Source organism: Streptomyces sp. NPDC050448, assembly GCF_040655295.1.
Lineage (GTDB): Bacteria > Actinomycetota > Actinomycetes > Streptomycetales > Streptomycetaceae > Streptomyces.
Genome location: NZ_JBFAJR010000019.1, coordinates 1 through 21,341, shown reverse-complemented (window position 1 = coordinate 21,341; position 21,341 = coordinate 1). Strand labels below are relative to the sequence as shown.

General features: G+C 70.0%; 19 protein-coding genes and 2 pseudogenes. 8 read left to right on the top strand and 13 right to left on the bottom strand.

Features of this window, described 5'->3' with window-relative positions; genetic code table 11:
• Positions 1-59: 59 nt before the first annotated feature.
• From AB0I68_RS22320 to AB0I68_RS22310, 3 genes are all read right to left on the bottom strand, one after another.
• Positions 60-1,046 carry an aldo/keto reductase gene (locus tag AB0I68_RS22320; RefSeq protein ID WP_363179087.1) on the bottom strand — a complete coding sequence of 329 codons (987 nt, stop codon included), beginning with the start codon at positions 1,044-1,046 and terminating at the stop codon, positions 60-62.
• Between the two features lie 393 nt (positions 1,047-1,439).
• Positions 1,440-1,820: a hypothetical protein gene (locus AB0I68_RS22315; RefSeq protein ID WP_363179086.1), complete on the bottom strand. Its 381-nt coding sequence runs from the start codon at positions 1,818-1,820 to the stop codon at positions 1,440-1,442.
• A gap of 297 nt (positions 1,821-2,117) precedes the next feature.
• The gene (locus tag AB0I68_RS22310; RefSeq protein WP_363179085.1) at positions 2,118-2,288 is read right to left on the bottom strand and encodes a hypothetical protein; all 171 of its coding nucleotides are present in this window, start codon (positions 2,286-2,288) and stop codon (positions 2,118-2,120) included.
• Positions 2,289-2,687: 399 nt separating this feature from the next.
• Between AB0I68_RS22310 and cseB the strand changes: the two genes are divergently transcribed.
• From cseB to AB0I68_RS22290, 4 genes are all read left to right on the top strand, one after another.
• Positions 2,688-3,428: a two-component system response regulator CseB gene (cseB, locus tag AB0I68_RS22305; protein ID WP_363179084.1), complete on the top strand. Its 741-nt coding sequence runs from the start codon at positions 2,688-2,690 to the stop codon at positions 3,426-3,428.
• Between the two features lie 5 nt (positions 3,429-3,433).
• Positions 3,434-4,735, top strand: coding sequence for a HAMP domain-containing sensor histidine kinase (locus AB0I68_RS22300; protein WP_363179083.1), 1,302 nt, complete (start codon positions 3,434-3,436; stop codon positions 4,733-4,735).
• Between the two features lie 192 nt (positions 4,736-4,927).
• Positions 4,928-5,641: an ABC transporter ATP-binding protein gene (locus AB0I68_RS22295; protein ID WP_363179202.1), complete on the top strand. Its 714-nt coding sequence runs from the start codon at positions 4,928-4,930 to the stop codon at positions 5,639-5,641.
• A 115-nt stretch (positions 5,642-5,756) separates the two neighbouring features.
• Positions 5,757-8,324 carry an FtsX-like permease family protein gene (locus AB0I68_RS22290; RefSeq protein ID WP_363179082.1) on the top strand — a complete coding sequence of 856 codons (2,568 nt, stop codon included), beginning with the start codon at positions 5,757-5,759 and terminating at the stop codon, positions 8,322-8,324.
• 157 nt (positions 8,325-8,481) lie between these two features.
• Here AB0I68_RS22290 and AB0I68_RS22285 read toward each other — a convergent pair whose 3' ends face one another.
• The gene (locus AB0I68_RS22285; protein ID WP_363179206.1) at positions 8,482-8,649 is read right to left on the bottom strand and encodes a hypothetical protein; all 168 of its coding nucleotides are present in this window, start codon (positions 8,647-8,649) and stop codon (positions 8,482-8,484) included.
• A gap of 128 nt (positions 8,650-8,777) precedes the next feature.
• Positions 8,778-9,074 (bottom strand): hypothetical protein, encoded by a 297-nt coding sequence (locus AB0I68_RS22280; protein ID WP_363179081.1) that lies wholly within the window; start codon positions 9,072-9,074, stop codon positions 8,778-8,780.
• A 529-nt stretch (positions 9,075-9,603) separates the two neighbouring features.
• On the opposite strand from AB0I68_RS22280, the gene AB0I68_RS22275 reads away from it, so the two are divergent.
• Positions 9,604-10,710, top strand: coding sequence for a substrate-binding domain-containing protein (locus AB0I68_RS22275; protein WP_363179080.1), 1,107 nt, complete (start codon positions 9,604-9,606; stop codon positions 10,708-10,710).
• A gap of 414 nt (positions 10,711-11,124) precedes the next feature.
• Positions 11,125-11,733, top strand: coding sequence for a DJ-1/PfpI family protein (locus AB0I68_RS22270; RefSeq protein WP_363179079.1), 609 nt, complete (start codon positions 11,125-11,127; stop codon positions 11,731-11,733).
• 116 nt (positions 11,734-11,849) lie between these two features.
• On the opposite strand, the pseudogene AB0I68_RS22265 reads toward AB0I68_RS22270, so the two are convergent.
• Together AB0I68_RS22265 and AB0I68_RS22260 are read right to left on the bottom strand one after the other, a co-directional pair.
• Positions 11,850-12,609: pseudogene (locus AB0I68_RS22265) on the bottom strand (glycosyltransferase); the annotation flags it as partial.
• A gap of 53 nt (positions 12,610-12,662) precedes the next feature.
• Positions 12,663-12,804: pseudogene (locus tag AB0I68_RS22260) on the bottom strand (IS5/IS1182 family transposase); the annotation flags it as partial.
• A 345-nt stretch (positions 12,805-13,149) separates the two neighbouring features.
• Between AB0I68_RS22260 and AB0I68_RS22255 the strand changes: the two are divergent.
• Together AB0I68_RS22255 and AB0I68_RS22250 are read left to right on the top strand one after the other, a co-directional pair.
• A complete protein-coding gene (locus AB0I68_RS22255) occupies positions 13,150-13,575 on the top strand; it encodes a hypothetical protein (RefSeq protein WP_363179078.1) in 426 nt (141 codons plus the stop codon).
• A gap of 1,089 nt (positions 13,576-14,664) precedes the next feature.
• Positions 14,665-16,581, top strand: a complete 1,917-nt coding sequence (locus tag AB0I68_RS22250; RefSeq protein WP_363179077.1) for a DUF6777 domain-containing protein — start codon at positions 14,665-14,667, stop codon at positions 16,579-16,581.
• A 536-nt stretch (positions 16,582-17,117) separates the two neighbouring features.
• Here AB0I68_RS22250 and AB0I68_RS22245 read toward each other — a convergent pair.
• The 6 genes from AB0I68_RS22245 to rpmG form a co-directional block, all read right to left on the bottom strand.
• Complete coding sequence (locus tag AB0I68_RS22245) at positions 17,118-17,504, bottom strand: VOC family protein (protein WP_363179076.1); 387 nt, start codon at positions 17,502-17,504, stop codon at positions 17,118-17,120.
• Between the two features lie 687 nt (positions 17,505-18,191).
• Positions 18,192-18,683 carry a lamin tail domain-containing protein gene (locus tag AB0I68_RS22240; RefSeq protein WP_363179075.1) on the bottom strand — a complete coding sequence of 164 codons (492 nt, stop codon included), beginning with the start codon at positions 18,681-18,683 and terminating at the stop codon, positions 18,192-18,194.
• A gap of 886 nt (positions 18,684-19,569) precedes the next feature.
• A complete protein-coding gene (locus AB0I68_RS22235; RefSeq protein WP_363179074.1) occupies positions 19,570-20,175 on the bottom strand; it encodes a GPP34 family phosphoprotein in 606 nt (201 codons plus the stop codon).
• Positions 20,176-20,433: 258 nt separating this feature from the next.
• A complete protein-coding gene (locus AB0I68_RS22230; RefSeq protein ID WP_363179073.1) occupies positions 20,434-20,547 on the bottom strand; it encodes a 50S ribosomal protein L36 in 114 nt (37 codons plus the stop codon).
• Positions 20,544-20,786, bottom strand: a complete 243-nt coding sequence (locus AB0I68_RS22225) for a type B 50S ribosomal protein L31 (RefSeq protein WP_363179072.1) — start codon at positions 20,784-20,786, stop codon at positions 20,544-20,546. The genes AB0I68_RS22230 and AB0I68_RS22225 overlap by 4 nt, the downstream gene beginning before the upstream one ends.
• A gap of 75 nt (positions 20,787-20,861) precedes the next feature.
• On the bottom strand, positions 20,862-21,026 hold the full coding sequence (gene rpmG / locus AB0I68_RS22220; protein ID WP_363179071.1) for a 50S ribosomal protein L33: 165 nt from the start codon (positions 21,024-21,026) through the stop codon (positions 20,862-20,864).
• Positions 21,027-21,341: the final 315 nt, after the last annotated feature.

Below are 21,341 nucleotides of genomic sequence, written 5' to 3'. Positions count from 1 at the left end.
GCCCGGTCGGCGGCAGCCCCACCGGGCGACGACCACAGGCCGGGCTCACGGCGGCGGGCTCAGCCGTTGACGAAGGTGAGGTTGGTCGCGTCGTAGCGCGTGCCCGCGACCTCCTCGGTCGGGGCGGCGGCCTCGATGGCGTCGAGCTCCTCGGGGGAGAGCTCGACGGCCAGGGCCGCGAGGTTCTCCTCCAGGTAGCGCTGCCGCCGCGTGCCGGGGATCGGCACCACGCCGTCGCCCCGGTGCTGCACCCAGGCCAGGGCGAGCTGGCCGGCGGTGATTCCCTTCGCCGCAGCCAGCTCGTTCAGCTTCGCGACGATCGCCATGTTCCGTTCGAGGTTGCCGTCGGCGAACCGCGGCTGGCTGCGCCGCACGTCGTTCTCGGCCAGCCCTTCGACCGAGCTGTAGCGGCCGGTCAGAAAGCCACGCCCGAGCGGGGAGAACGGGACCACGCCGATGCCGAGTTCGCGGCAGACCGGTGCGATCTCCGCCTCCAGGTCTCGGGTCCACAGCGACCACTCGCTCTGCAGCGCGGCGATCGGGTGCACCGCGTGCGCCCGCCGGATGGTGGGCGCGCCGGCCTCGGACAGCCCGAGGTGACGGACCTTGCCGGCCCGCACCAGCTCGGCCATGGCGCCGACGGTCTCCTCGATCGGCACCTGAGGATCGACCCGGTGCTGGTAGTAGAGGTCGATGTGGTCGACCCCGAGCCGGCGCAGCGACGCCTCGCACGCCTGCCGCACGTAGGCGGCGTCGCCGCGGACCCGGGTGGGCTCACCAAGGCGGTTGGCGAGGCCGAACTTCGTGGCCAGCACCACCTCGTCGCGGCGCCCGGCGACGGCCCGTCCGATCAGTTCCTCGTTGTGCCCGGCGCCGTAGAAGTCGGCGGTGTCCAGCAAGGTCACCCCGAGGTCGAGAGCATGGTGCAGTGTCGCGATCGACTGCGTGTCGTCCGTCGCACCGTAGCCGTGGCTCATGCCCATGCACCCCAGGCCTTGCGCGGAGACCGCCAGGTTGCCCAGGTGCCGGGTGGGGACATCGGTCATGGTGCTGCCTCCTGGTTTCGGAATCATCTGCCCAGGACGCTAGGTGTTGGAGTGCACTCCATGGCAACTGACATTCGTGTCCCACGCCTTGAGAGAGGCAACGGCGAGGCAATCTGGTCGCACCGGGATCACGGATCCTGCCTGCGGTTTCCCGCACATCCGGCGGGCGTCGGGAAGTGCGTGCTGCTGCGCCTGCAGGTCCGTCGGCTCATCTGCGCTGCCACCTGCCGCTGACGGCGGATGCTCGTTGAGCAATCCCCCGGCGCAAAAAAAGAGTCACGGAGAAGGTCGCGGAAATACCCCGGAGCGCTTTCGCGTCCGGGGTATTTCGTAAAACGGGAACCCGGTTGCACTGTTTGCTTTACGGCAGCGGAACGCTCACCGAGGGACCGGTCAGCCGTCGTACCACCCGTACTGGGTAATCGTTCCGTGACCGCTACAGCTACCGCCGAAGTCCCAGAATCCCGGCCCCTGCAGCGGGCCGTGGATGTCCGTGCCATCGCTGCAGTGGGTCCACGCTCCGGTACGGCCGTAGTCGACGGTGACGGTCGCGCGCCACGAAACGCCGTTGAAGTAGTACGTGTTGAAACCGTAGTTCGGGACGTGCATCGGGGTGATCTTCCCAGGTACGGGAGCCTCCCAGACGACGTGCTCCGTCACTTTCGTACCGGTCGGTGCCAGCGTCGCGGCCTGAGCCGTGCCGCCGAACGCGACGGTGCCGGCCAAGGCCGCGGCGCCGCCGAGCGCGAGGGCGATCGTCTTCTTGCTGCGCATGGACTGGTTCTCCCCTGGTTGGATTTATTGTCTGCACGCTATTTCAGGTTCTCCAATAGGGTCAATGGCGCCTGACGGACCCGAATTGGCCAAAAAGAACAGCCGGGTAAATGGAACCGGTTCCGTCAATGCCCGCCGTCGGCATTTACCTGATGGGTGATGCGCCATGGCCATCGGGCCCCCGGGATCGGAACCCGGCGCCCGGGTCGCCGTGATGACGGACGTTTCCCCCGCATGAGGCGGACCTGCTGGAACCACCGGGCGTGGGCCGGACACCAGACCTCCGTACTCACAGCCCTACGTCCGGTTCGGGGCGGTGAGGGCAGGGGCGGACTCCAGGCGGCGGGAGAGCGGGTCGCGGCGCTCTACCTCCGGCGGGCCCTGGCCTGGTGGAGCGGACGCACCGGCAGAGCCGAGCAGTTCGGAGTGCTGCTCGCCGCGTGCGAGCAGCACCTCGGCCGGGACCATCCGCTGACCGAGCAGTGCAGGACGCAGCTTGCCCGGCCGGGCCAGGCGCTCTGGTGGGCTCGCCGTGATCCCCGGGCGCCGCGCCGCCGGAGGCCGGTTTTGTATCCGGCGTGTATCAGGGAGCGCTTGGTTGTCCGTCGAACCGGTCCGCGTGCCCACGGCACCGGAAGGCCCACGGAGCGCCGACGGCCCTGGATCTGGCAGCGGTCCGAGCCGCGCAACCTCTCTGACCTGCATGTTCTCGGATGGGCGAGGCTCTTGGGAGTGCGATGCGTGTCCATCGAGCGACGCGGTCACCGCGCCCGTGCCTGCCGTATCGTTCCCTTCAGGTCGCCGGCTGGGCGTGAGCGCACACGGGACCGATGCCTCACCCGGCCCGTCCGAACAGGAGTCGTCCCCGTGTCCTCGTCCGCCCCGGCTCCGGCCTCTCCGCGCCCCGTCCGCGTGTTGCTGGTGGAGGACGACGAACTGATGCGCCGGTCCTTCACCGTCGCCCTCGAGCGCTACGGCTATCAGATGAAGGCCGCGGCCGACGGCCTCACGGGGCTGGAGCTCTTCCGCGACGACAGCTTCGACCTGCTGATCCTGGACGTGATGCTGCCCGGCCTGGACGGGATCGGCCTGTGCCGCAGAGTCCGGGAAACCAGCTTGGTGCCGATCCTGATGATGTCCGCTCGCGGCGACGGGCTCGATGTCGTCGCCGGTCTGGAGGCCGGGGCGGACGACTACGTGGTGAAGCCCGTCGACACCTACGTACTCGTGGCACGCATCCGCTCGCTGCTGCGGCGGGCGACCTACGCGCCCGCCTCGGGAACCCAGCGCGCCACAGGCGAGGGGCCCCCACCGTCCGAGGAAGACCTGCTGGTCTTCGGAGACCTGACCATCGACACCGGCGGCCTGGAGGTGTCCGTCTCCGGAAACCCCGTGGCGCTGACCCCGACCGAATTGAAGCTGCTGCTGGAGTTCGCCGCCCACCCGGGCGTCGTACTGGAGCGGCACACCCTGCTGCGCAACGTCTGGGAGTACGGCTGGGACGGCGACAGCCGGGTCGTGGACCTGTGTGTGCAGCGGCTGCGCAGGAAACTGGGCCGGGACCGGATCGAGACGGTCCGCGGCTTCGGCTACAAGTTCAGGCGCTGAGGCCGGTGTGCCCGTTCCACCGGCCGCGGGCGGCCCGCGTTCCGCTGCGTTGGAAGATCGCCGCGCTGGCCGCGGCCACCGCGTGCCTGGTCGCGGCGGCGGTGGGCGTGCTGGTCCATGTGTGGACCGCCCGAGACATCCGCCAGCGGGCCGAAGCACGCGCCTTCAACACCGTGTACTCGGCCATGGACACGTACCGGCGCACCGGAACGCTGGCAGACGGTGCCGAGCTCGATCCCGCCGCGCTGCCCGCCGTACTGCACCACCCGGCCGACGGCGACCGGCACACGGCCTACGACGGGCACGTCGACGGGAACGCCGGGCCGAGCGTCTGGGCCGCCCAGCGGGTCGGCGGCCCGGGCAGCCGGGTGCTGGCCGTCGAGGTCAACATGAGCCCGGAGCTCTACGGGCTGCACCGACTGGACGTGAGCATGGCGGTGGCCTCGCTGGTCTCGCTCGGGGCGGCCGTGCCGCTGGCGGTGTACGGGGCCGGGGTGCTGGGCCGCAGGCTGCGGCGGGTCTCCGAGACCGCGGGCCGGATCTCCGCCGGGGACCTTGACGCCCGGACCGGTCCCCTCGAGGGCCGCGACGAGGTGGCCGACATCGCCGCCACCGTCGACCTCATGGCCGACAGTCTGGGCCGACGGCTGCGTACCGAGCGCCAGTTCACCGCGGACGTGGCCCACGAGCTGCGCACCCCCGTCGGCGGTCTGCTGGCCGCCGCCGACCTGCTGCCGCCCGGTGAGACGGAGGATCTGCTCCGAGCCCGCGTACGCGATCTGCGCGGCCTGATCGAGGACCTGCTGGAGATCTCCCGGCTGGACGCCGGCGCCGAACAGCCGGTCCGTGCCCATGTGCCGCTCGGCGCGGTCGTCCGCGAGGCCGTGGCGCGCACCGGACTCGACACGGAGGTCACCGTCGCCGACGCGCAGCGCGCCAACGCGGCCAACGCGGCCAACGCCGCGGAGACCGAGAAGACCGCGCAGACCGTGGAGACCGACCCGCGCCGCCTCGAACGGATCGTCAGCAACCTCGTCCTCAACGCCCACCGGCACGGGGGCACCCCGGTCGAGGTCACCGTCGAGGGCCGTACGGTCGTCGTGCGCGACCACGGCCCCGGCTTCCCTCCGGACCTGCTGCGCGACGGTCCGCGCCGCTTCCACACGGGCTCGGCGGAGCGCGGCTCGGGCCACGGCCTGGGCCTGACCATCGCCCTGGGCCAGGCCCGGCTTCTCGGCGCCGAGCTGCGCCTGGACAACGCCCCGGACGGCGGCGCCGTCGCCACCTTGCGCCTGCCGCCGTCCTGACCGCCCGGCCCTGCAGAACCGATACGAAGCGGCGCGGACGCCGATACGCGGCGGCCCCGACTCCGATACACGTCCCGGACACCCTTCGAAGTGCACCCATCGGCACCCGAAGAGGAGTCCCCCGTGACCGCCGCCCCCTTTGACGCTCTCGCGCCGCACCCGACGACCGGGTTCGCCGCGGCCACCAGCGATCTGTCGAAGGTCTACGGCAGCGGCGACACCCGTGTCGTCGCCCTGGACCGTGTCAGCATCGCCTTCCGGGAGGGCGAGTTCACCGCGATCATGGGCCCCTCCGGCTGCGGCAAGTCCACCCTGATGCACTGCGCCGCCGGGCTCGACTCGGTCAGCTCCGGCTCCGTACGCATCGGCACCACCGAACTGAGCACGCTGGGCGACCGGCAGCTCACCGAGTTGCGCCGCGACCGGATCGGCTTCATCTTCCAGGCGTTCAACCTGCTGCCGACGCTGACCGCGCTGGAGAACATCACGCTGCCGCTGACCATCGCCGGACGCCGCCCCGACCGGCAGTGGCTGGACCGTGTGGTCTCCATGGTCGGCCTCTCCCAGCGCCTCGGTCACCGGCCCGGACAGCTGTCCGGCGGGCAGCAGCAGCGCGTCGCCGTCGCCCGCGCGCTGGTCTCCCGCCCCGCGATCATCTTCGGCGACGAGCCCACCGGCAACCTCGACTCCCGCGCCGGGGCCGAGGTCCTGGGCTTCCTGCGCGACTCGGTGCGCGAGCTCGGCCAGACCGTGGTCATGGTCACCCACGACCCCGTCGCCGCCGGTTACGCCGACCGCGTGGTCTTCCTCTCCGACGGCCGCCTGGTCGACGAGATGGCCCATCCCACCCCGGACCGGGTCCTGGACCGCATGAAGGCATTCGACACCCGCTCCCGGACCAGCTGACCCGACCTCGGCGCAGTACCGACCCGCCCCTCGCTCGCATCCGCCGGGCCCGCCTCCCGGGCCCCCGGCACCTGCGGCGCACCTCCCTGTTCCCCCACGTCCCCGAAAGCCACCCATGCTGAGAACAGCCCTTCGCAACGTCCTGGCGCACAAAGCCCGTCTGGTCATGACCGTGCTCGCGGTCTGCCTGGGTGTCGCGTTCGTCTGCGGCACCCTCGTCTTCGCGGATTCCTCCGCCGCGGCCTACCGCGCCGCCGCGTCGAAGAACTACGCGGACATCGCGGTCACCGTGACCCCGAAGGACTCCCCGGCCGGGTCCGCCGCGGACCAGCCCGCCACCGTGCTCGACGACGCGCTCGTACGGAAACTGACCGATGTGCCCGGTGTCGCCGCCGTACGGCCATCGGTCGACGGCTCGGCAACCCTGAACGCCGCGGACGCCACTCCGCTGCGGGCCGGCAAGGCGTGGGCGAACCTGGCCGCAGCCTACGTGCCGGGCGCGGACGGCAAGGACAGTCGCTTTCCGCTGGTCAAGGGCCACGCCCCCCGGAACGGCGATGAACTCGCCGTGGACAGCGGCACTGCCGCCGCAGGCAAGTTCAGTGTCGGCGACGAGGTCACGCTGGCCACCGACGGCCCGGTCATGACGAAGCGCCTCGTCGGCATCGTCACCACCCAGGACACACGGGTGACCGCGGGCGGCACCCTCGCCCTGTTCGACAAGGCGACCGCCCAGCAGCTGTTCGCCTCCCCGGGCCTCTACACCTCGATCGATCTGTCAGCCACGCCCGGCACCGACCAGTTCAAGCTGTCCGAGCGGGTCACCGCCGTTCTCCCGGCCGAGCGGGCGGAGGCGACCAGCGGCGCCGCCCAAGCCACCCAGCAGGCCACCTACCTCGACACGCTGACCCGGGGCCACCGGAAGATGCCGATGATCTTCGCCGGGGTCTCGCTGTTCATCGGCTCGTTCCTCATCGTCAACACCTTCACCATGCTCGTATCCCGGCGTACCCGTGAGATCGCACTGCTGCGGGCCATCGGTTCCTCGCGCCGCCAGGTGGTCCGCTCCCTCCTGTGGGAGGCCGTCCTGCTCGGCCTCGCCGCGTCGGCGGCCGGCTTCCTGCTCGGCCTCGGGATCGCCTCCGTACTGCCCGACATCCTGAGCACCTCACAGGACCAACTGCCCCGCGGCCCGCTGGTGATCGGTCCGCGCCCCGTCGTGGCAGCGCTCGGCGTGGGCGTGGGCGTCACGGTGCTCGCCGCGTGGCTGCCGTCCCGCAAGGCGGCGAAGGTCGCGCCCATCGAGGCGCTGCGCGCGTCCGAGCAGCCGCCCACCGCCACCGCGTCCCGGGTCCGCGGCGTGGCGGGACTGGTCCTGCTCGCCCTCGGCGCCGGGCTGCTGGTGTCGCTCACGGGGGCGAAGGACGCCTCGGTGGAGAACCTGCAGAACGCGATGTTCGGCTGCGCCCTCCTCGTCGTCGCCATGATCGTCCTGGCGCCACTGCTCGCCGCCCCCGTGATCCGGCTGAGCGGACGGCTGACCGGCCGCTTCGGGATCACCGGTCATCTCGCACGCGAGAACGCGCTGCGTGACCCGCGGCGCACCGCGGCCACCGCCTCCGCCCTGATGATCAGCACGGCACTGGTCGCGGGGCTCGCCGTCATCGGCAACTCGACCGGGCAAGCGCTCGACCGTCAGGCCGCGGCCGGCCTCGGCGCCGACTACGTGATCAGCAGCCGCACCACCATGACCTCCATCGACCCGGCCGCCGAAAAGCGGGTGGCCGGCACCCCCGGGGTGAAGACGGCGGCGGCCGTCGCGGACTCCGTGGTGTTCACCGTCGGCGGCGGTGTCCGGGACATCTCCGGCGTCGATCCTCGCACGGTGAACGACGTCATGGAGTTCGACTTCGTCAGCGGCTCCCTCGACGACCTCGGACCGGGCCGGATCGCCGTCTCCAGCACCCTCGCCCGCGCACAGCACCTGAGTACGGGCAGTCGGCTCGACGCCCGCATCGGCCGCAACCAGGAGCCCAGGCAGTACACCGTCGTCGGCGTCTACCAGGACAACCCCACCGCCCGGGACGTGCTGGGCGACCGCACCGAGGTACAGCAGAACAGTTTCAAGCCCGGCTCCGTCCAGCGGATCCTCGTCCGCACCGACGGCGGCGCGGTCTCCCAGACCACCGAGAACCGGCTGCGCACCGCCGTGGGCAACAGCCCGCTGGTACAGGTGAACAACCGGAAGGAACTCGTCCGGGAGGCGGCCGGCTCCCTGGGCGACCTGCTGACCCTGATGTACGGGCTGCTCGCCATCGGCACCGTGATTTCCCTGCTCGGCATCGTCAACACCCTGGCCATGTCGGTCTCGGAACGTACCCGCGAGATCGGCGTCCTGCGCGCCATCGGCATGGACCGCGCCGGCATCCGGCGGATGATCCGCCTGGAGTCGGTGACCGTCGCCGCCTTCGGCACACTCCTGGGCCTGGCAGGCGGGCTGTTCGGAGCCTGGACGGTCGGCGCGCTGGCCAACGGCGCAATGGCGCAGTACTCCCTGGCGCTGCCCTGGGGGACGCTTCTCCTCGTGTGCCTGGTGTCCCTCACGATCGGCGCGATCGCAGCAGCCGTCCCGGCCCGCCGGGCAGCTGCCCTGAGCCCGCTGGAAGCCGTCGCGGAGGCGTGACGCACGGCCTCGGACCCGCCGCGCCATCCTTCGCCGCGGCCGAGCGTCACCGCCGGCCGGCAGAGAACGGCCGCTGCGGGGTCGAGGTCCGTCCGCCGCGACACTCGACGCACGCGCTGAGGGCCAGGCCGTACAAGCCGGCCCTCAGCGCCGTACCTCACGCGCCGCCGCGCGCGCCGGGGTTGACCACCGAGCGGATCGTCTGGATCTGCCCGTCGAGCACCTCGAGCACCTCGAGCGCCATGGCGCGGAGCACCTTGCCGTCCCGGTCGCGGAAGACCGCGCCCGGCTGGCCGTTGACCTCGTGCGGCGACGCCACTTCCACGCCGCCCCCGCGGCGACCTCGTCGAACCCGAAGCCGGACACCTGACCCGGCGGCCATGCCGCTGCAGACACAGAGGGCCGGTTTCGCGCGCGCCCCGTGACCCCTGAGCCCCGAACGAGCGAGACCGGTCAGGGGATCATCACGCAGTGGTTCTCGATCACCCTGCCACTGCGATCCAGGCCACCGCAGACGGCCAACCGCGGGTACGCCCTGATCTCGCGGTTGACGATGAACCGGGCCCGCGACACGCCGGCCTTGCTCTGCCGGTAGTCGCCGACGAAGGCCCGCAGCGTCCCCGGCAGTCCGTCCCTGGTCGTGACGGTGATGTCCTGGACGTAGTCGCGCCCCTGATAGGCGGTGGCCACGCAGATGTAGGTCCCGCACGTGGCCTTGACCTCGGCGCTCGCCGGTGCTGCGGTCGCCAACGCCGAAGCACAGGCTGCGGCGAGGGCCGCTGCGACCGTCGCCAATCGGCGCCGCGTGGGTGTCACCGGCCAAACCCGCTTCTGGTGCGCGTACATCACGAGATCCCCTCCAAGCTGCATCGGCCGACGGCAAGGCGTCTCCAGAGTGGCACGTTCCGTTACGCCACGACAGGCGGTTGCGGCGAAAGACCGTACCTGGGAGCGGGAGGAGAGCGGGGTTTGACGCTGCTGCTCGCCCAGGCCGATGCCAAGGCCGAAGCTTGACCGTGTTGTCGCAGTCGCCCCCCCGATCGTCCGGGTCCACCAAGGCGCCGCCGACTTCGGCTCCTTTTCTCTTCATAAGTTGAACTGCTCTCGCCAGCCTAATCATGCTGGAAAGGCATGCTAATGACTGGATTGTGCGGATGCGGAGCGTGATGGCAACGTTGCCATCTCGTTAATAATTCACTTCTTGACGACAGTGTCGGCGCCGAGTTGACTGCGTCTACCTCGGCCGGACGAAAACGGCCTCGTCAGGGAGGTTTACATCGTGAACACGCATCTGGGTCGAGCCGCCGCCGCCGTTGCCGCCGCTTCCGCGATCACCGTCTCGCTCAGCGCCTGCGGCAGTACGGAGGCCGGCGCGAGACCGGGGGGCTCCGCGAAGGGTGACGCGGTCAAGGTCGGTCTCCTGCTTCCGGAGAGCCAGACCGCGCGCTACGAGAAGTTCGACAAGCCGCTGATCGAGAAGGAGGTCGCCAAGTTCACGCGCGGCAAGGGCGAAGTGGTCTACGCCAACGCCAAGCAGGACGCGGCCACCCAGAGCTCCCAGGTCGACGCGATGATCGACAAGAAGGTGAACGTCCTCATCATCGACGCGGTGGATGCCAAGGCCATCGCCGGCGCAGTCAAGAAGGCCAAGGACAAGGGCATCCCGGTCATCGCCTACGACCGCCTCGCCGAGGGCCCGATCGACGCCTACACCTCCTTCGACAACGAAGACGTCGGAAAGGTCCAGGGCAAGGCGCTGCTGGAGGCGCTGGGCGAAAAGGCCAAGGACGGCCAAATCGTCATGATGAACGGCTCGGTCACCGACCCGAACGCCAAACTCTTCAAGTCCGGCGTGCACTCGGTCCTCGACGGCAAGGTGAATATCGGCAAGGAGTACGACACCGTCGACTGGAAGCCGGAGAACGCCAATACGAACATGGCGGCCGCTCTCTCGGCGCTCGGCAAGGGAAAGATCATCGGCGTCTACTCCGCCAACGACGGAATGGCGGGCGGCATCATCACCGCCCTCAAAGCGGCCGGAGTCTCGACCCTGCCCCCGGTCACGGGTCAGGACGCCGAACTGGCCGGTGTGCAGCGGATCGTCGCGGGCGAGCAGTTCATGACCGTCTACAAGCGGTACGCGCCCGAGGCCGCAGCGGCCGCGGAGATGGCCGTCGCCCTCGCCACGGGCGAGAAGATCGACGGAATCATCAACCAGATCGTCAGCAGCCCGACCACCAAGGACGTGCCATCGGTCCTCGTCCCGGGCGTCGCGCTGACCAGGAGCAATGTGAGGTCCACCGTGATCGATGACGGCGTCTACACGGTCGACGAGATCTGCACCGACAAGCTCAAGGCCGCGTGCGAAGAGATCGGGCTGAGGTAGCAGTAGCAGGACCCCGGGGTCGACAAACGCGGAAATCCCCCCGACCCCGCCGGGCGGTCCCTCCAGCAGAAACGTTTCGATTGTGCCCGGCTCCCCGGCGGCGGTGTCAGGGAGCCCGCAGGGCGAGCACTGCGCCCCGGCGCCCGACCCGGCCAGGGCCGCGATCGACAGCGGAGGCTCTGAGCGGACGCCTTGCGGTCCGCGCTCGCGACCGCGCGAGGCGGATCGGGCACCGAGGCCAGCCTGATCCGTTGGGTGCATGAGGTGACTTCCCCGCGCGAGAGGTGCTCTGGGCTCGAGAGTGCGAGAGCGGCAGCAGGCGTGCCACCGGCCTCGGATTGGCCCGTGACCCGGCTTCGTCGCACCTCCGAGACTGGATCCCCGGACGCCGTACTCAGTACTCAGGGAGTTGCGATGCAGGTAGCCGTGGTCACTTTCGACGGGTTCAACGAGCTCGACAGCTTCATCGCCTCGGCGCTGATCAACCGGTGCCGCAAAGACGGCCTGGAAGCCTTCATCACGACACCAGCGCCGGTGGTCACGTCGATGAACGGAGTCGAGATGACCGGGCAGCGTCCGATGGAGTTCGTCACCGAGGCCGACGTCGTGCTGATCGGCAGCGGGGTGAAGACGCGCGATGTGGTCGCCGATGACCGGCTGCTTGCCATGCTGCCGCTCGACCCGTCGCGGCAGCTGATCGGTTCGCAGTGCTCCGGTGCGCTGGTGCTCGCGCGGCTCGGGTTGCTGGGCGGGATGCCGGCTTGCGCGGACATGACGAGTCGACCGTACGTCGAGGCCTGCGGCGTCACGGTGCTGGATTCGCCGTTCCACGCCGAGGGGAACATCGCCTCTGCGGGAGGCTGCCTGGCGTCGCAGTATCTCGCCGCGTGGGTCATCTCCCGGACGCTGGGGGAGGACGCCGCACGCGGCGCGATCGGCTACGCGGCTCCGGTCGGCGAGCAGGAGGAGACGGTCGAGCGCGTGATGCGTGTCGTGCGCGCAGGCGAGGTCGCACTGCGCTGACACCTACGACGGGCAACCGGCGGCCGCAGCCGCTCCGGGTCTGATACCCCTTGCACCGTGCTCCTGGAAGCCGGTGCTGTCGCCTGCCGGTTCCTGGCCCGACGCTTCCGGGTGGTTCACGCGGACCCGGGCCGCCTTTCCCGGCCGGCCGCGTCGAGTAGCGATTTCGCGGCCACCGTCGCCCCCACGGTGCGGATTGTGCCGGCCACGGCCCTCGCCCGTGCTCGGGTCTCGGGGGTCAGGGCCGTTTTGAGCGCGGCTGACAGGGAGTCGTAGGTCGGGCTCGGACCGTCGTGTGCCGCGCCGATGCCCAGGTCGGCCACCCGGGCGGCCCAGTACGGCTGATCCACGATCTGGGGTACCACCACCTGAGGCGCTCCGGCCCGGGCGGCCGTCGTCGTGGTGCCGGCGCCGCCGTGGTGAACGACGGCGGCCACCCGGCCGAACAGCGCCTGCTGGTTCACTTCGCCGAGACGAAGCAGTCGTCCCGGTCGTCGATCAGGGCCAGGTCGGCCCAGCCGCGGGCGAGGAGGACGCGGCGGCCCTGCGCGCGGATCGCCTCGATGGCCACCCGGGCGAGGTCCGTCGAGGCGCGCATGGCCATGCTGGCGAAGCCCTCGTACACGGGCGGCGCGCCGGCGTCCAGGAACGCCTCCAGCTCGTCCGGGAGCGGGCGTTCGTCCGGCAGGATCCGTGCCCCGGTCTGCACCAGGTCGAGATCCGTCATGTCCTGCCAAGGGCCCAGGACCGGGTCCGCCGCCAGCCACGGGGTGTCGGTGAAGACGTGGTCACGGACGTTGTCCACCGGCGGCAGGCCGATCGCCGCCGGTGACGGCCCAGCGCCTCCCCGTACAGCGCGTTCACGCGCTGGGCGTCCTGCTGACGCAGTGACGCGAGCCGCCTCGAGCAGATGAGCGCGCTCCGAAAGGAGCGAAGGCACGCTCGACGGCCCATCGCTGAGTGCCCAGACCAGAGCCGTGTCCGGTGCTGCGGCGTGCGGTCGTGTCCGCGATCCCGCGAGGACCCGTCGGGGCGCCGTCGGGGTCGGCCGCGCCCGCCCCGCACCAGCGCCCCGGGCAGATGCTCCCAGGGGATCCCCGTGAGGACGGCGCGAGGACTGGCCCGCGAGCCGCACCGCCGGGCCCGGGGTGTGACGCCGCGGGCGTGGCGACCGTACGGCCAAAGGGCGGCCCCGTGTCGCACGGCCCGCACCGGCTGCTGGCGGCACCCCCCTATCAAGATCGATTCTTGGCGTCAAGCCACGTGTTCGAGTGGCGTGACGCTTGTCCCCGCACAGGGTTTATTTGAAGTACGCCCTCACCGGGAACTCCCGGAGAACATGAGGCCGGAATATCGTCCCCGGCCTTTCCGCGGGGCGGAAACAGACCCCCCTTTTGATACCGAATGGAGATTCCCATGTCTGAGCGTTTTTGGACCCGTCGCATCGTCCTGGCCGGAGCTTCCGTGGCGCTGCTCGGTGGTGGCATCGCACTGCCGGCGACCGCCATGGCCGCACCCGCCGCCGCCCCGCAGCAGGCCGTCAACCTCCACCAGGACGACAGCGCCGACGGCATCGGCACCGGCGGCGACGCCAACGCCGAGAACACCACGGTCGGCGGTACCGCCACCGGTGGCGCCGCGACCACCGGCGTCGGCAACTGCAAGGGCAAGTGTGTGATCACCACCGGCAACGCCACCGGCGGCAGCGCAAGCGCCGACGCCATCAACACGGGCGACGCCACCGCCGTGGGCGGTAACGGCACGGGCAAGGGCGGCACCGTGAACAAGAAGGACATCAAGGTGCAGCTCAAGGAAGAGCTGAAGGCGAAGCTCGCCAAGTGAGGTCTGACAGCCCCGCAGTACCACGGCCCCCGGGAGTCCGTCCTGGGGAGCTGCTCGACACACCAGTCGCCGGAGAGGCCCACAGCCTCCCCGGCGACTGCTCTGTGCCCGGCCACGACCGGGCCCCACGAGCGGTACCTGGTCGAAGGACTCGCTCGGCAAGCAGAAGCTCGCCCCTGTGGTGCTCGGGGTGGGTGCGACGGTCGCCGCGCCCGGCTCTCCGTCCGCTGCACGACCACACCTGCGCTGGCGCTGGTCAACGATGCACCTTGACGGCTGCTACTGCCCCCTGACCAGTCACCGAGCCGCTCTCGCCGTGCACCGTGACGCCGTGCCGTGCCTGGACCGGCACCGGGAGGGACGTGGCCACCGGGCCCGCGGCTGCGGCGGCCCCCAGCCCCGCTCGATCAGTCAAGGCGGGCGGCTCCGGGGCCTGCTCCGCCCGGCCCTCCGGCGTGCCCGGGCGGCGCCGGCGACGGCTTCCTGCCCCACTCCGCTGCCAGCGCCGACAGCCCGCTGCAGTGCCCGCAGTACATGGCGCGGCTGCAGGACCCCTACAGCTGACCTTGCACGTGCCAGGCCATCCGCACTTCCGTACTCGCCCGGTGGAACGCTGCTCGCGTCGTCAAGCCCCGAAAAGTCGGAACATGACGCGACCCGAAGTCAGGGGCTTACTCAAAGCATGGGCTCACAAACAGCAGGTGGCCCCACCCGCGTCAACTCGTGAAGAGACGAGCCCGTCCCTTCGTCTCGTCACCTTTTTTCGCGGGAGTGAAATTTTCATTATTCACGCCTCCGGGACTCGGAGGTCATACTGGCGATGAGGAGCGAGCACATGCGAATGACCATTGCTTTCCCGATGTCCTACGGCGGGGGGAGAGTGTCGTGAGTTCCCTGCCTCCTCCGTCCGAGCGCCCCACCGGCCCCCCGTCCGGTCCGCTGTCCGGTCCGCCGGCGAATGAGCAGCCTCCGCCGCCCGGGCCTCCGCCGCCGCCCGAGCCTCCTGGTCCGCCGACAGTCAGTGGCGAGCCGGGTGGGCCGGGCCGTCGCCGCGGAGGGTCAGCTCACGGGTGGTGGTCGCGCAGAACCGTGCTGAGTGCCAGCACCGCGGTGGTCATCGCGACGGCGGTGGTCCTCGCCTTCACCGCGATGGGCGGGAACAAGGCGGCCGGCGGAGAGGTCTTCCTCCAGGCAGCTTCAGCGGCCGGCCCCGATCCGTTCACCCCCTCGACGGCCACGGAATCCGAGGACACCGCGGTCACGCCTGCAGTCGCTGCCAAGTCGGAAGACGGCACGAGCGGTGCGCGCACCCTTGAGGTCAATGGTGCGTACCCGGGGCTGTACGGGGGCACGCGGAACCTCGCGAGCTGTGATGTCGAGAAGCAGATCAAGTTCCTCACGCTGCATCCGGACAAGGGGAAGGCCTTCGCTGCCCCGCTGAGCATCCGGCAGCCCGACATCCCCTCCTACCTACGGTCGCTGACGCCCGTCCGGCTGGGCTGGGACACCCGGGTCACCAATCACGGGTACAAGAACGCCGCGCCCACCAGCTATCAGGCCGTCCTGCAGGCCGGTACGCCCGTCTTGGTCGACGACCGCGGCGTACCTCGCGTCCGTTGCGCTTGCGGTAACCCCCTGGCGCCGCCCGTCGCCGTCAAGGGCAAGCAGACGTACCACGGGAAGGAGTGGTCGTCGTTCACGTCTTCCCACCTCGTTGCGGTCAAACCCGCCGAGGAGCCGGTGAAGACCGTCACGATGTTCGATCACGCCCACAAGGGATGGTACGAGCGCCCGCGCGGCGACGAGCAGGGCAAGCATGACCACGAAATCCCTCCCCCGAAGGGCCAAACACCCGACGCGCCGTATCCGGTCCTGCCCCCGCCCAATCCTGGGTCAGTGGAGAGGCTCCCTGACAAGGACCGGGACAAGGGGAAGGTGCCGGGGCAGATTCCTGAGAAGGACCGCGGCCAGATCCCTGGGAAGGTGCCGGGGCAGAATCCTGGGAGGGAGCCCGGTCAGGACCATGAGAAGGTGCCAGGCCAGGACTCTGGGAAGGTGCCAGGCCAGGATTCCGGGAAGGTGCCGGGTCAGGATTCCGGGAAGGTGCCGGGTCAGGACCATGGGAAGGTGCCGGGTCAGGATTCTGGGAAGGTGCCGGGTCAGGACCATGAGAAGGTGCCGGGTCAGGATTCTGGGAAGGTGCCGGGTCAGGATTCTGGGAAGGTGCCGGGTCAGGATTCCGGGAAGGTGCCGGGTCAGGACCATGAGAAGGTGCCAGGCCAGGATTCCGGGAAGGTGCCAGGCCAGGACTCTGGGAAGGTGCCGGGTCAGGACCATGAGAAGGTGCCGGGCCAGGATTCCGGGAAGGTGCCGGGCCAGGACTCCCAGAAGGTGCCGGGCCAGGATTCCGGGAAGGTGCCGGGCCAGGACTCCCAGAAGGTGCCGGGCCAGGATTCCGGGAAGGTGCCGGGTCAGGACCATGAGAAGGTGCCGGGTCAGGATTCCGGGAAGGTGCCGGGTCAGGACCATGAGAAGGTGCCGGGTCAGGATTCCGGGAAGGTGCCGGGTCAGGATTCTGGGAAGGTGCCGGGCCAGGACTCCCAGAAGGTGCCGGGCCAGGACTCCCAGAAGGTGCCGGGTCAGGACCATGAGAAGGTTCCAGGCCAGGATTCTGGGAAGGTGCCGGGCCAGGACTCCGGGAAGGTGCCGGGCCAGGACTCCCAGAAGGTGCCGGGTCAGGACTCCGGGAAGGTGCCGGGCCAGGACTCCCAGAAGGTGCCGGGCCAGGATTCCGGGAAGGTGCCGGGCCAGGACCATGAGAAGGTGCCGGGCCAGGATTCCGGGAAGGTGCCGGGCCAGGACTCCGGGAAGGTGCCGGGTCAGGACTCCCAGAAGGTGCCGGGTGGGCAGCCCCCTGGGCAGGACTCCGGACAGAACCCTGGCACTGGGCAGGACTCGGGTCAGAACACTGGCAACGCGCCCGGCAACGAGGGGCAGTCCGGATGATGATGCCGCCACCTCGGAACGGATGGTTCCGGCCCCTCCGCATCACGCGCACCGTTTTGCACGCCTGCCGCAGGCACCGTCTCGGACCATCTCTACGGGGCGCGGTGGCTGCGGGTGGGCGATCATCGAGGAATGGATACGGATGACGGGGGCACGGCTTTTCCGAGCCGTCCGAGATCCGCGGCTCGAACACCCGGCACGGGCGGCGGCGCATCAAATTCCGCAAGCGCTCCGCACGTTGGGGGTGAACGTCTCGCCCGAGCCTCTTCGTGGTGAGCTCGGCGAACCACCCCTATGTGCTGTCCAAGGAGAAGACCCGTAGTCAGCGGCCCATTCGGCCCTGCTCGTCGAACCGAAGCAGCACCCGCACGAGACGCCACACCCCGACCATCACACCGAGCAGCGCGCCCCACCAGCACGCCCTTCTCCGCTGAACCAGAGATGCCAAGAGCCAGGACGAGAGTCAAAACGACGGCGAAGATCACCGCTGCCAGTTGGGTGTGGCTCTCCTTGAGTGAGGGCCACACCCAACTGACTTACGCCTGCTCCTTGTACACGGCTTCGATGTTGTTGCCGTCCGGGTCGTCAACGAACGCGCAATAGGCGCGGTACTCAGGCCAAAGTCGGGGTTCGTACCGGGACGTGCCACCAGCGGCCAGGGCGGCCTCGTAGAAGGTGTCAACCGAGGCTCGGTCGCGTGCGGTGAACGCGATGTGTGCGCCCCGGGTCACCGTGGCGTCGCCAGCGGGGTACAGACCGAAGGAAGGAGTGTCCAACTCCTCTTCCCAGAACTCCGCTCCGCCGTCAGCCGCTTCCCCGACAACACCGAGAGGCTTGAGCGCGGCAGTGTAGAAGCGGGTGCTCGCCTCGAGGTCCGAGGCGATGAACGTGACGTGGTGGATGAAGGGCCATCGTTGTGTCATGACCGCGCAGTCTACGAGTGCCGACGTCAAAGCCTGGCACCGGGCTTGATGTAGCACCGCGTACGTCGACACTGGCGGCGGCAAGGGCCCATACGCTGCATCCCGTCCGTACTACCTGGGAGAGCCACACCCACATGAGATGATTTCTTGGACCGCGTCCTATGTGCAGTATGTCGCCGCCGTTGCGAAGCGCCGCCGGTGTGGTGGCCGGAGCCCTCCTGGCGCTGCTCCCGGCGGCCGGTCCGGCGTCGGCAGGCGGCCCGGGAGCCGGCGACGACGGCGTCGTGCTGCGCTGGCGGCCGTGCACGCAGAAGGCACAGGCAGGTTTCGAGTGCGCGGTGGCGCAGGTGCCCCTGGACCAAGCCGATCCCTCGGGCCGAATGATCGACCTTGCGGCGATCCGCCACCGGGCGGCCGGCCCCGGGCAGCGCACTGCCGGGTCGCTGTTCTTCAACCCCGGCGGGCCCGGTGGCCGGGGACCCTCGGACTGCCCGAGCTGTACCGCAAGTTCCCGGAAGAGCTGAAGGACCGCTTCGACATCAGCTGGGACGGAGCGGCGTGCCGCGGCGGGATCGCCGCGACACGCCGTTCGTCGTAGGCCGGCAGTTCACAGTGCCCTGGGCGTGGCTGCCGGCCGGGTCAGCCGCCCGTCAGGGTCAGCCGCCCGTCAGGGGCAGCCGGTCCGAGTCAGCCGTTGCGGTGGTGTCCGCGGTGTCCGCGACCGTCCCAGGATTGGGTGTCGATGATTTTGCCGCGGGGGTCGCGGAGGGTGGCGGTGTCGCGCTCGTCCCACACCCGGTCGCGGCGGTCCTGGTAGACGTCGTGGCGGGTGTCGCGGCCCTGGCCGGTGTGGACCTTGACGCTGGAGCGGCCCTCCAGACGGAAGTCGTTGAAGCGGTAGCGGTTGCCCTGCCGGTCGGTGAGGGTGAAGCCGCGCAGGTTGATGCTGTGGCGGCCGGTGTTCTTCACCTCGACCCATTCCCTGTTCAGGGCGCGGCCGGAGCGGTCGCTGCGGCCGGGGCTCTCGTACTGGACCTCGCCGATGGCGATCGAGGAGGTCGGGGCCCGGTGGTCACGCCTGTGGTCGTCGGCGGCGGCCGGGAAGGCGGCGGCGCCGACCAGGGCGCCGGTGGCCAGGAGCGCGGCGACGACGCGGCGGGTGGCGAGAGAAGCAGACATGAAGATGACTCCTTCAACAGACAGCGGCCCGGCCCGGCTCGTGAAAGGCGGGTGGGCTCCGAACAGTTCCCGGCGACCTGCCGAGGAGCCACACTCTGGTCCCGAAACACCATCAAAGGCTACTCATTCGGCGTGTGTTGCCTAATGCAGACATATCCGTGACTCTCTCTTGTATCGGACATGAGTCAAGCCGGTGCTGACGCTGCCCGCGGGAGCGTGCGAAGCGTGCCATGGGACGCCCGGGGACCGGGGTCTCCCCTTCTGAATGCCCTGCCCTGGTGGCGTCCTTGGTTCCTGCGCCGAATGGGTTCAGGGTCGTGTAACAGCCGCTTCCACCGTTTCTTCGTACCTGCTCACGCGCATGCTTCTGGTGTTCCAGGGCGGGCCCAGAACGGCCGCCGTCAGCGCAGCGGCAGCGCATCGCCGTACGGCGCAGGCGGAGTGCCCCCGCGGCCGCGGCCCTCGCAACGGACGTCGGCGCGGCCGTGCGCGACGGGCGCTCGCACCCGCCGGGACACCGGACATCAGGTTGAGGGCGAACCAGTCCATCTGGACCAGGAGCATCGACGGCGAGGCGGCCGCGATGACCGCGCCGATCCCGGCCGGAGAACAGCCGGCGGCCGGGCGACTCGGTTTCCGCCTTGCCCGCTCTCATCAACACGTCCCGTCCACACCACCTGCCATCCCCCCAACCGGCATGTGCCCGCCTGCCGCGGCGGGCACCCGGGCCGTGCGGACCCGCTGCGGGCGGTTCAGCCGGAGTCGTCGCGGACGGCTACGGGCCCGGAGCGAGCCCCCGCCCGGAGTCGGCCCCTTCGATGCGTACCGGGGAAGCCGCGGTTGAGCCCACGGACGGGCCGTGGGGGGAACGGCGCCCACGTACCTGTCACGGACCGCGCCAGACATTGGAGAACGCAGCCTTCTCGATGGACCGCCTCTGGCGTACGGCTTCCAATTCCATCACCGCGTCGTTGACGACGGCCAGCACGGTCGTCACCGCCTCGTCGTCGAGGCTCAGTTCCTCCTCGGACGCCCCGCTCTGCATCCCCACGACCGCCGCGAGGGCGGCAAGCACGGGCTCGTCCGCCTCCCGCCGGCTCAGGGCATCGCGGCGGGCAGGCGAATCGACCAGTTCCACGCGTTCGGCCCCGAAGAGCATCCGGCCGCTCCGTCCCCGAGCCAGTTGGCCGTCCGCCTCAAGGGCAGCCTGATACGCCGCGGAGAGGTCGCGGCCTCGGCGCCACAGCCAGTCCTCGATCCGCTCGTACGGCACCTGCCGAGCGAGCGCCGACGACGCTTCGCCCAAGAGCGGGTCATCCAGCGTCGGCTGCCCGCCCGGCACGATGCTGTCACCGTCCAAGGCGACGGCCTCCAGGCCGATGAGATCGATCAGCTCCGCTCCCGCGAGTGCGAGCGACAGGTCACCCTGCCCCACCGACTGGTTCGGCTGCTGGTCCATGGCGATGATGAACAGGTCTTTCGCCGTGGTCATGAACGGCTCCCCTCGGAGTCATCGGCACTGGTGCGTCCCCAACCGGCCGCCCCGGCATCCGGAGCCCGTCCGCACGGCGAGACCGGCTCCCGACGGGCGCGGAATCCGGCCGAAGCAGCTTCGCGTACGTGGAATTTCCAGTATCCCTGACCGCTTCGTGTACCACGCCTCATCGCGGAGGGAAGTGCTCGCCCGACCTGGCCCGGCCCCCGCACGTGCGAGACCGGGCCCAGGGTGTCCTTCCGCGGCGTGCCGCCGTCACCGCTGGCGGGCCTTGAAGCGCGGGTTCTTCTTGTTGACGACGAAGACCACGCCCCGTCGGCGTACCACCTGCGCTCCGGGCTTGGACTTCAGCCGTGCGACCGCGGTCAACGGCCGTAGCGACGGTTGAAGCGCTCCACCCGGCCCTCGGTGTCCACGATCCGCGAGGCCCCCGTGTACAGCGGGTGGCTCGCCGACGAGATCTCGACATCGACCAGCGGGTAGGTCTTGCCGTCCTCCCACGCGATCGTCTTCGACGCGTGCGCGGTCGACCGCGTCAGAAACGCGACGTCGGCTGCACGGTCGCGGAAGACGACGGAGCGGGATTCGGGGTGGATACGGGGCTTCATGCGATTTCCTTCCCCATGAGCGTGTACCGAGTGCACGTGTACCGTGCGTGCGTGCGCGGCGAGGTCCGGCACGCGTCAGCGTTCCTCCCGGAAGGCGACGTGCCTCCCGGCCAGCGGGTCGTACTTCCGCAGGACGAGCCGGTCGGGGTTGTTCCGGGTGTTCTTCCGCGTCGTATACGTGGTGCCGGTCCCAGCCGTCGACTTCAGCCGGACGACGGGGCGCGTGGTGTTGCGTGCCACGTGGTGCTCCTCTCAGCGACACTCGCGCGATGTTTGACTCGCGCATGCCAGCTGACGGCTCTAACAGAAGCCGCGGCCGACGCATTCCCGCCCCGCCGCGGTGCGGCGGGTAGCCACGTGATCGACGTGACTCTCTGCGACCAGGCATGCGACTTCGGCACGGCATGCGGATGCCGGAGGGGCTGTGGGCCTCTCCGGCGTCCGCTGTGTGTGTTGCTCTCCGGGAGGTGTTCCCGGGGGGTGTGGGGTCGTCGGTTGTCACTTGCCGAGCTTTGCCTTGAGTTCTTCCTTGAGCTGCTTCTTGATCTCGTTCTT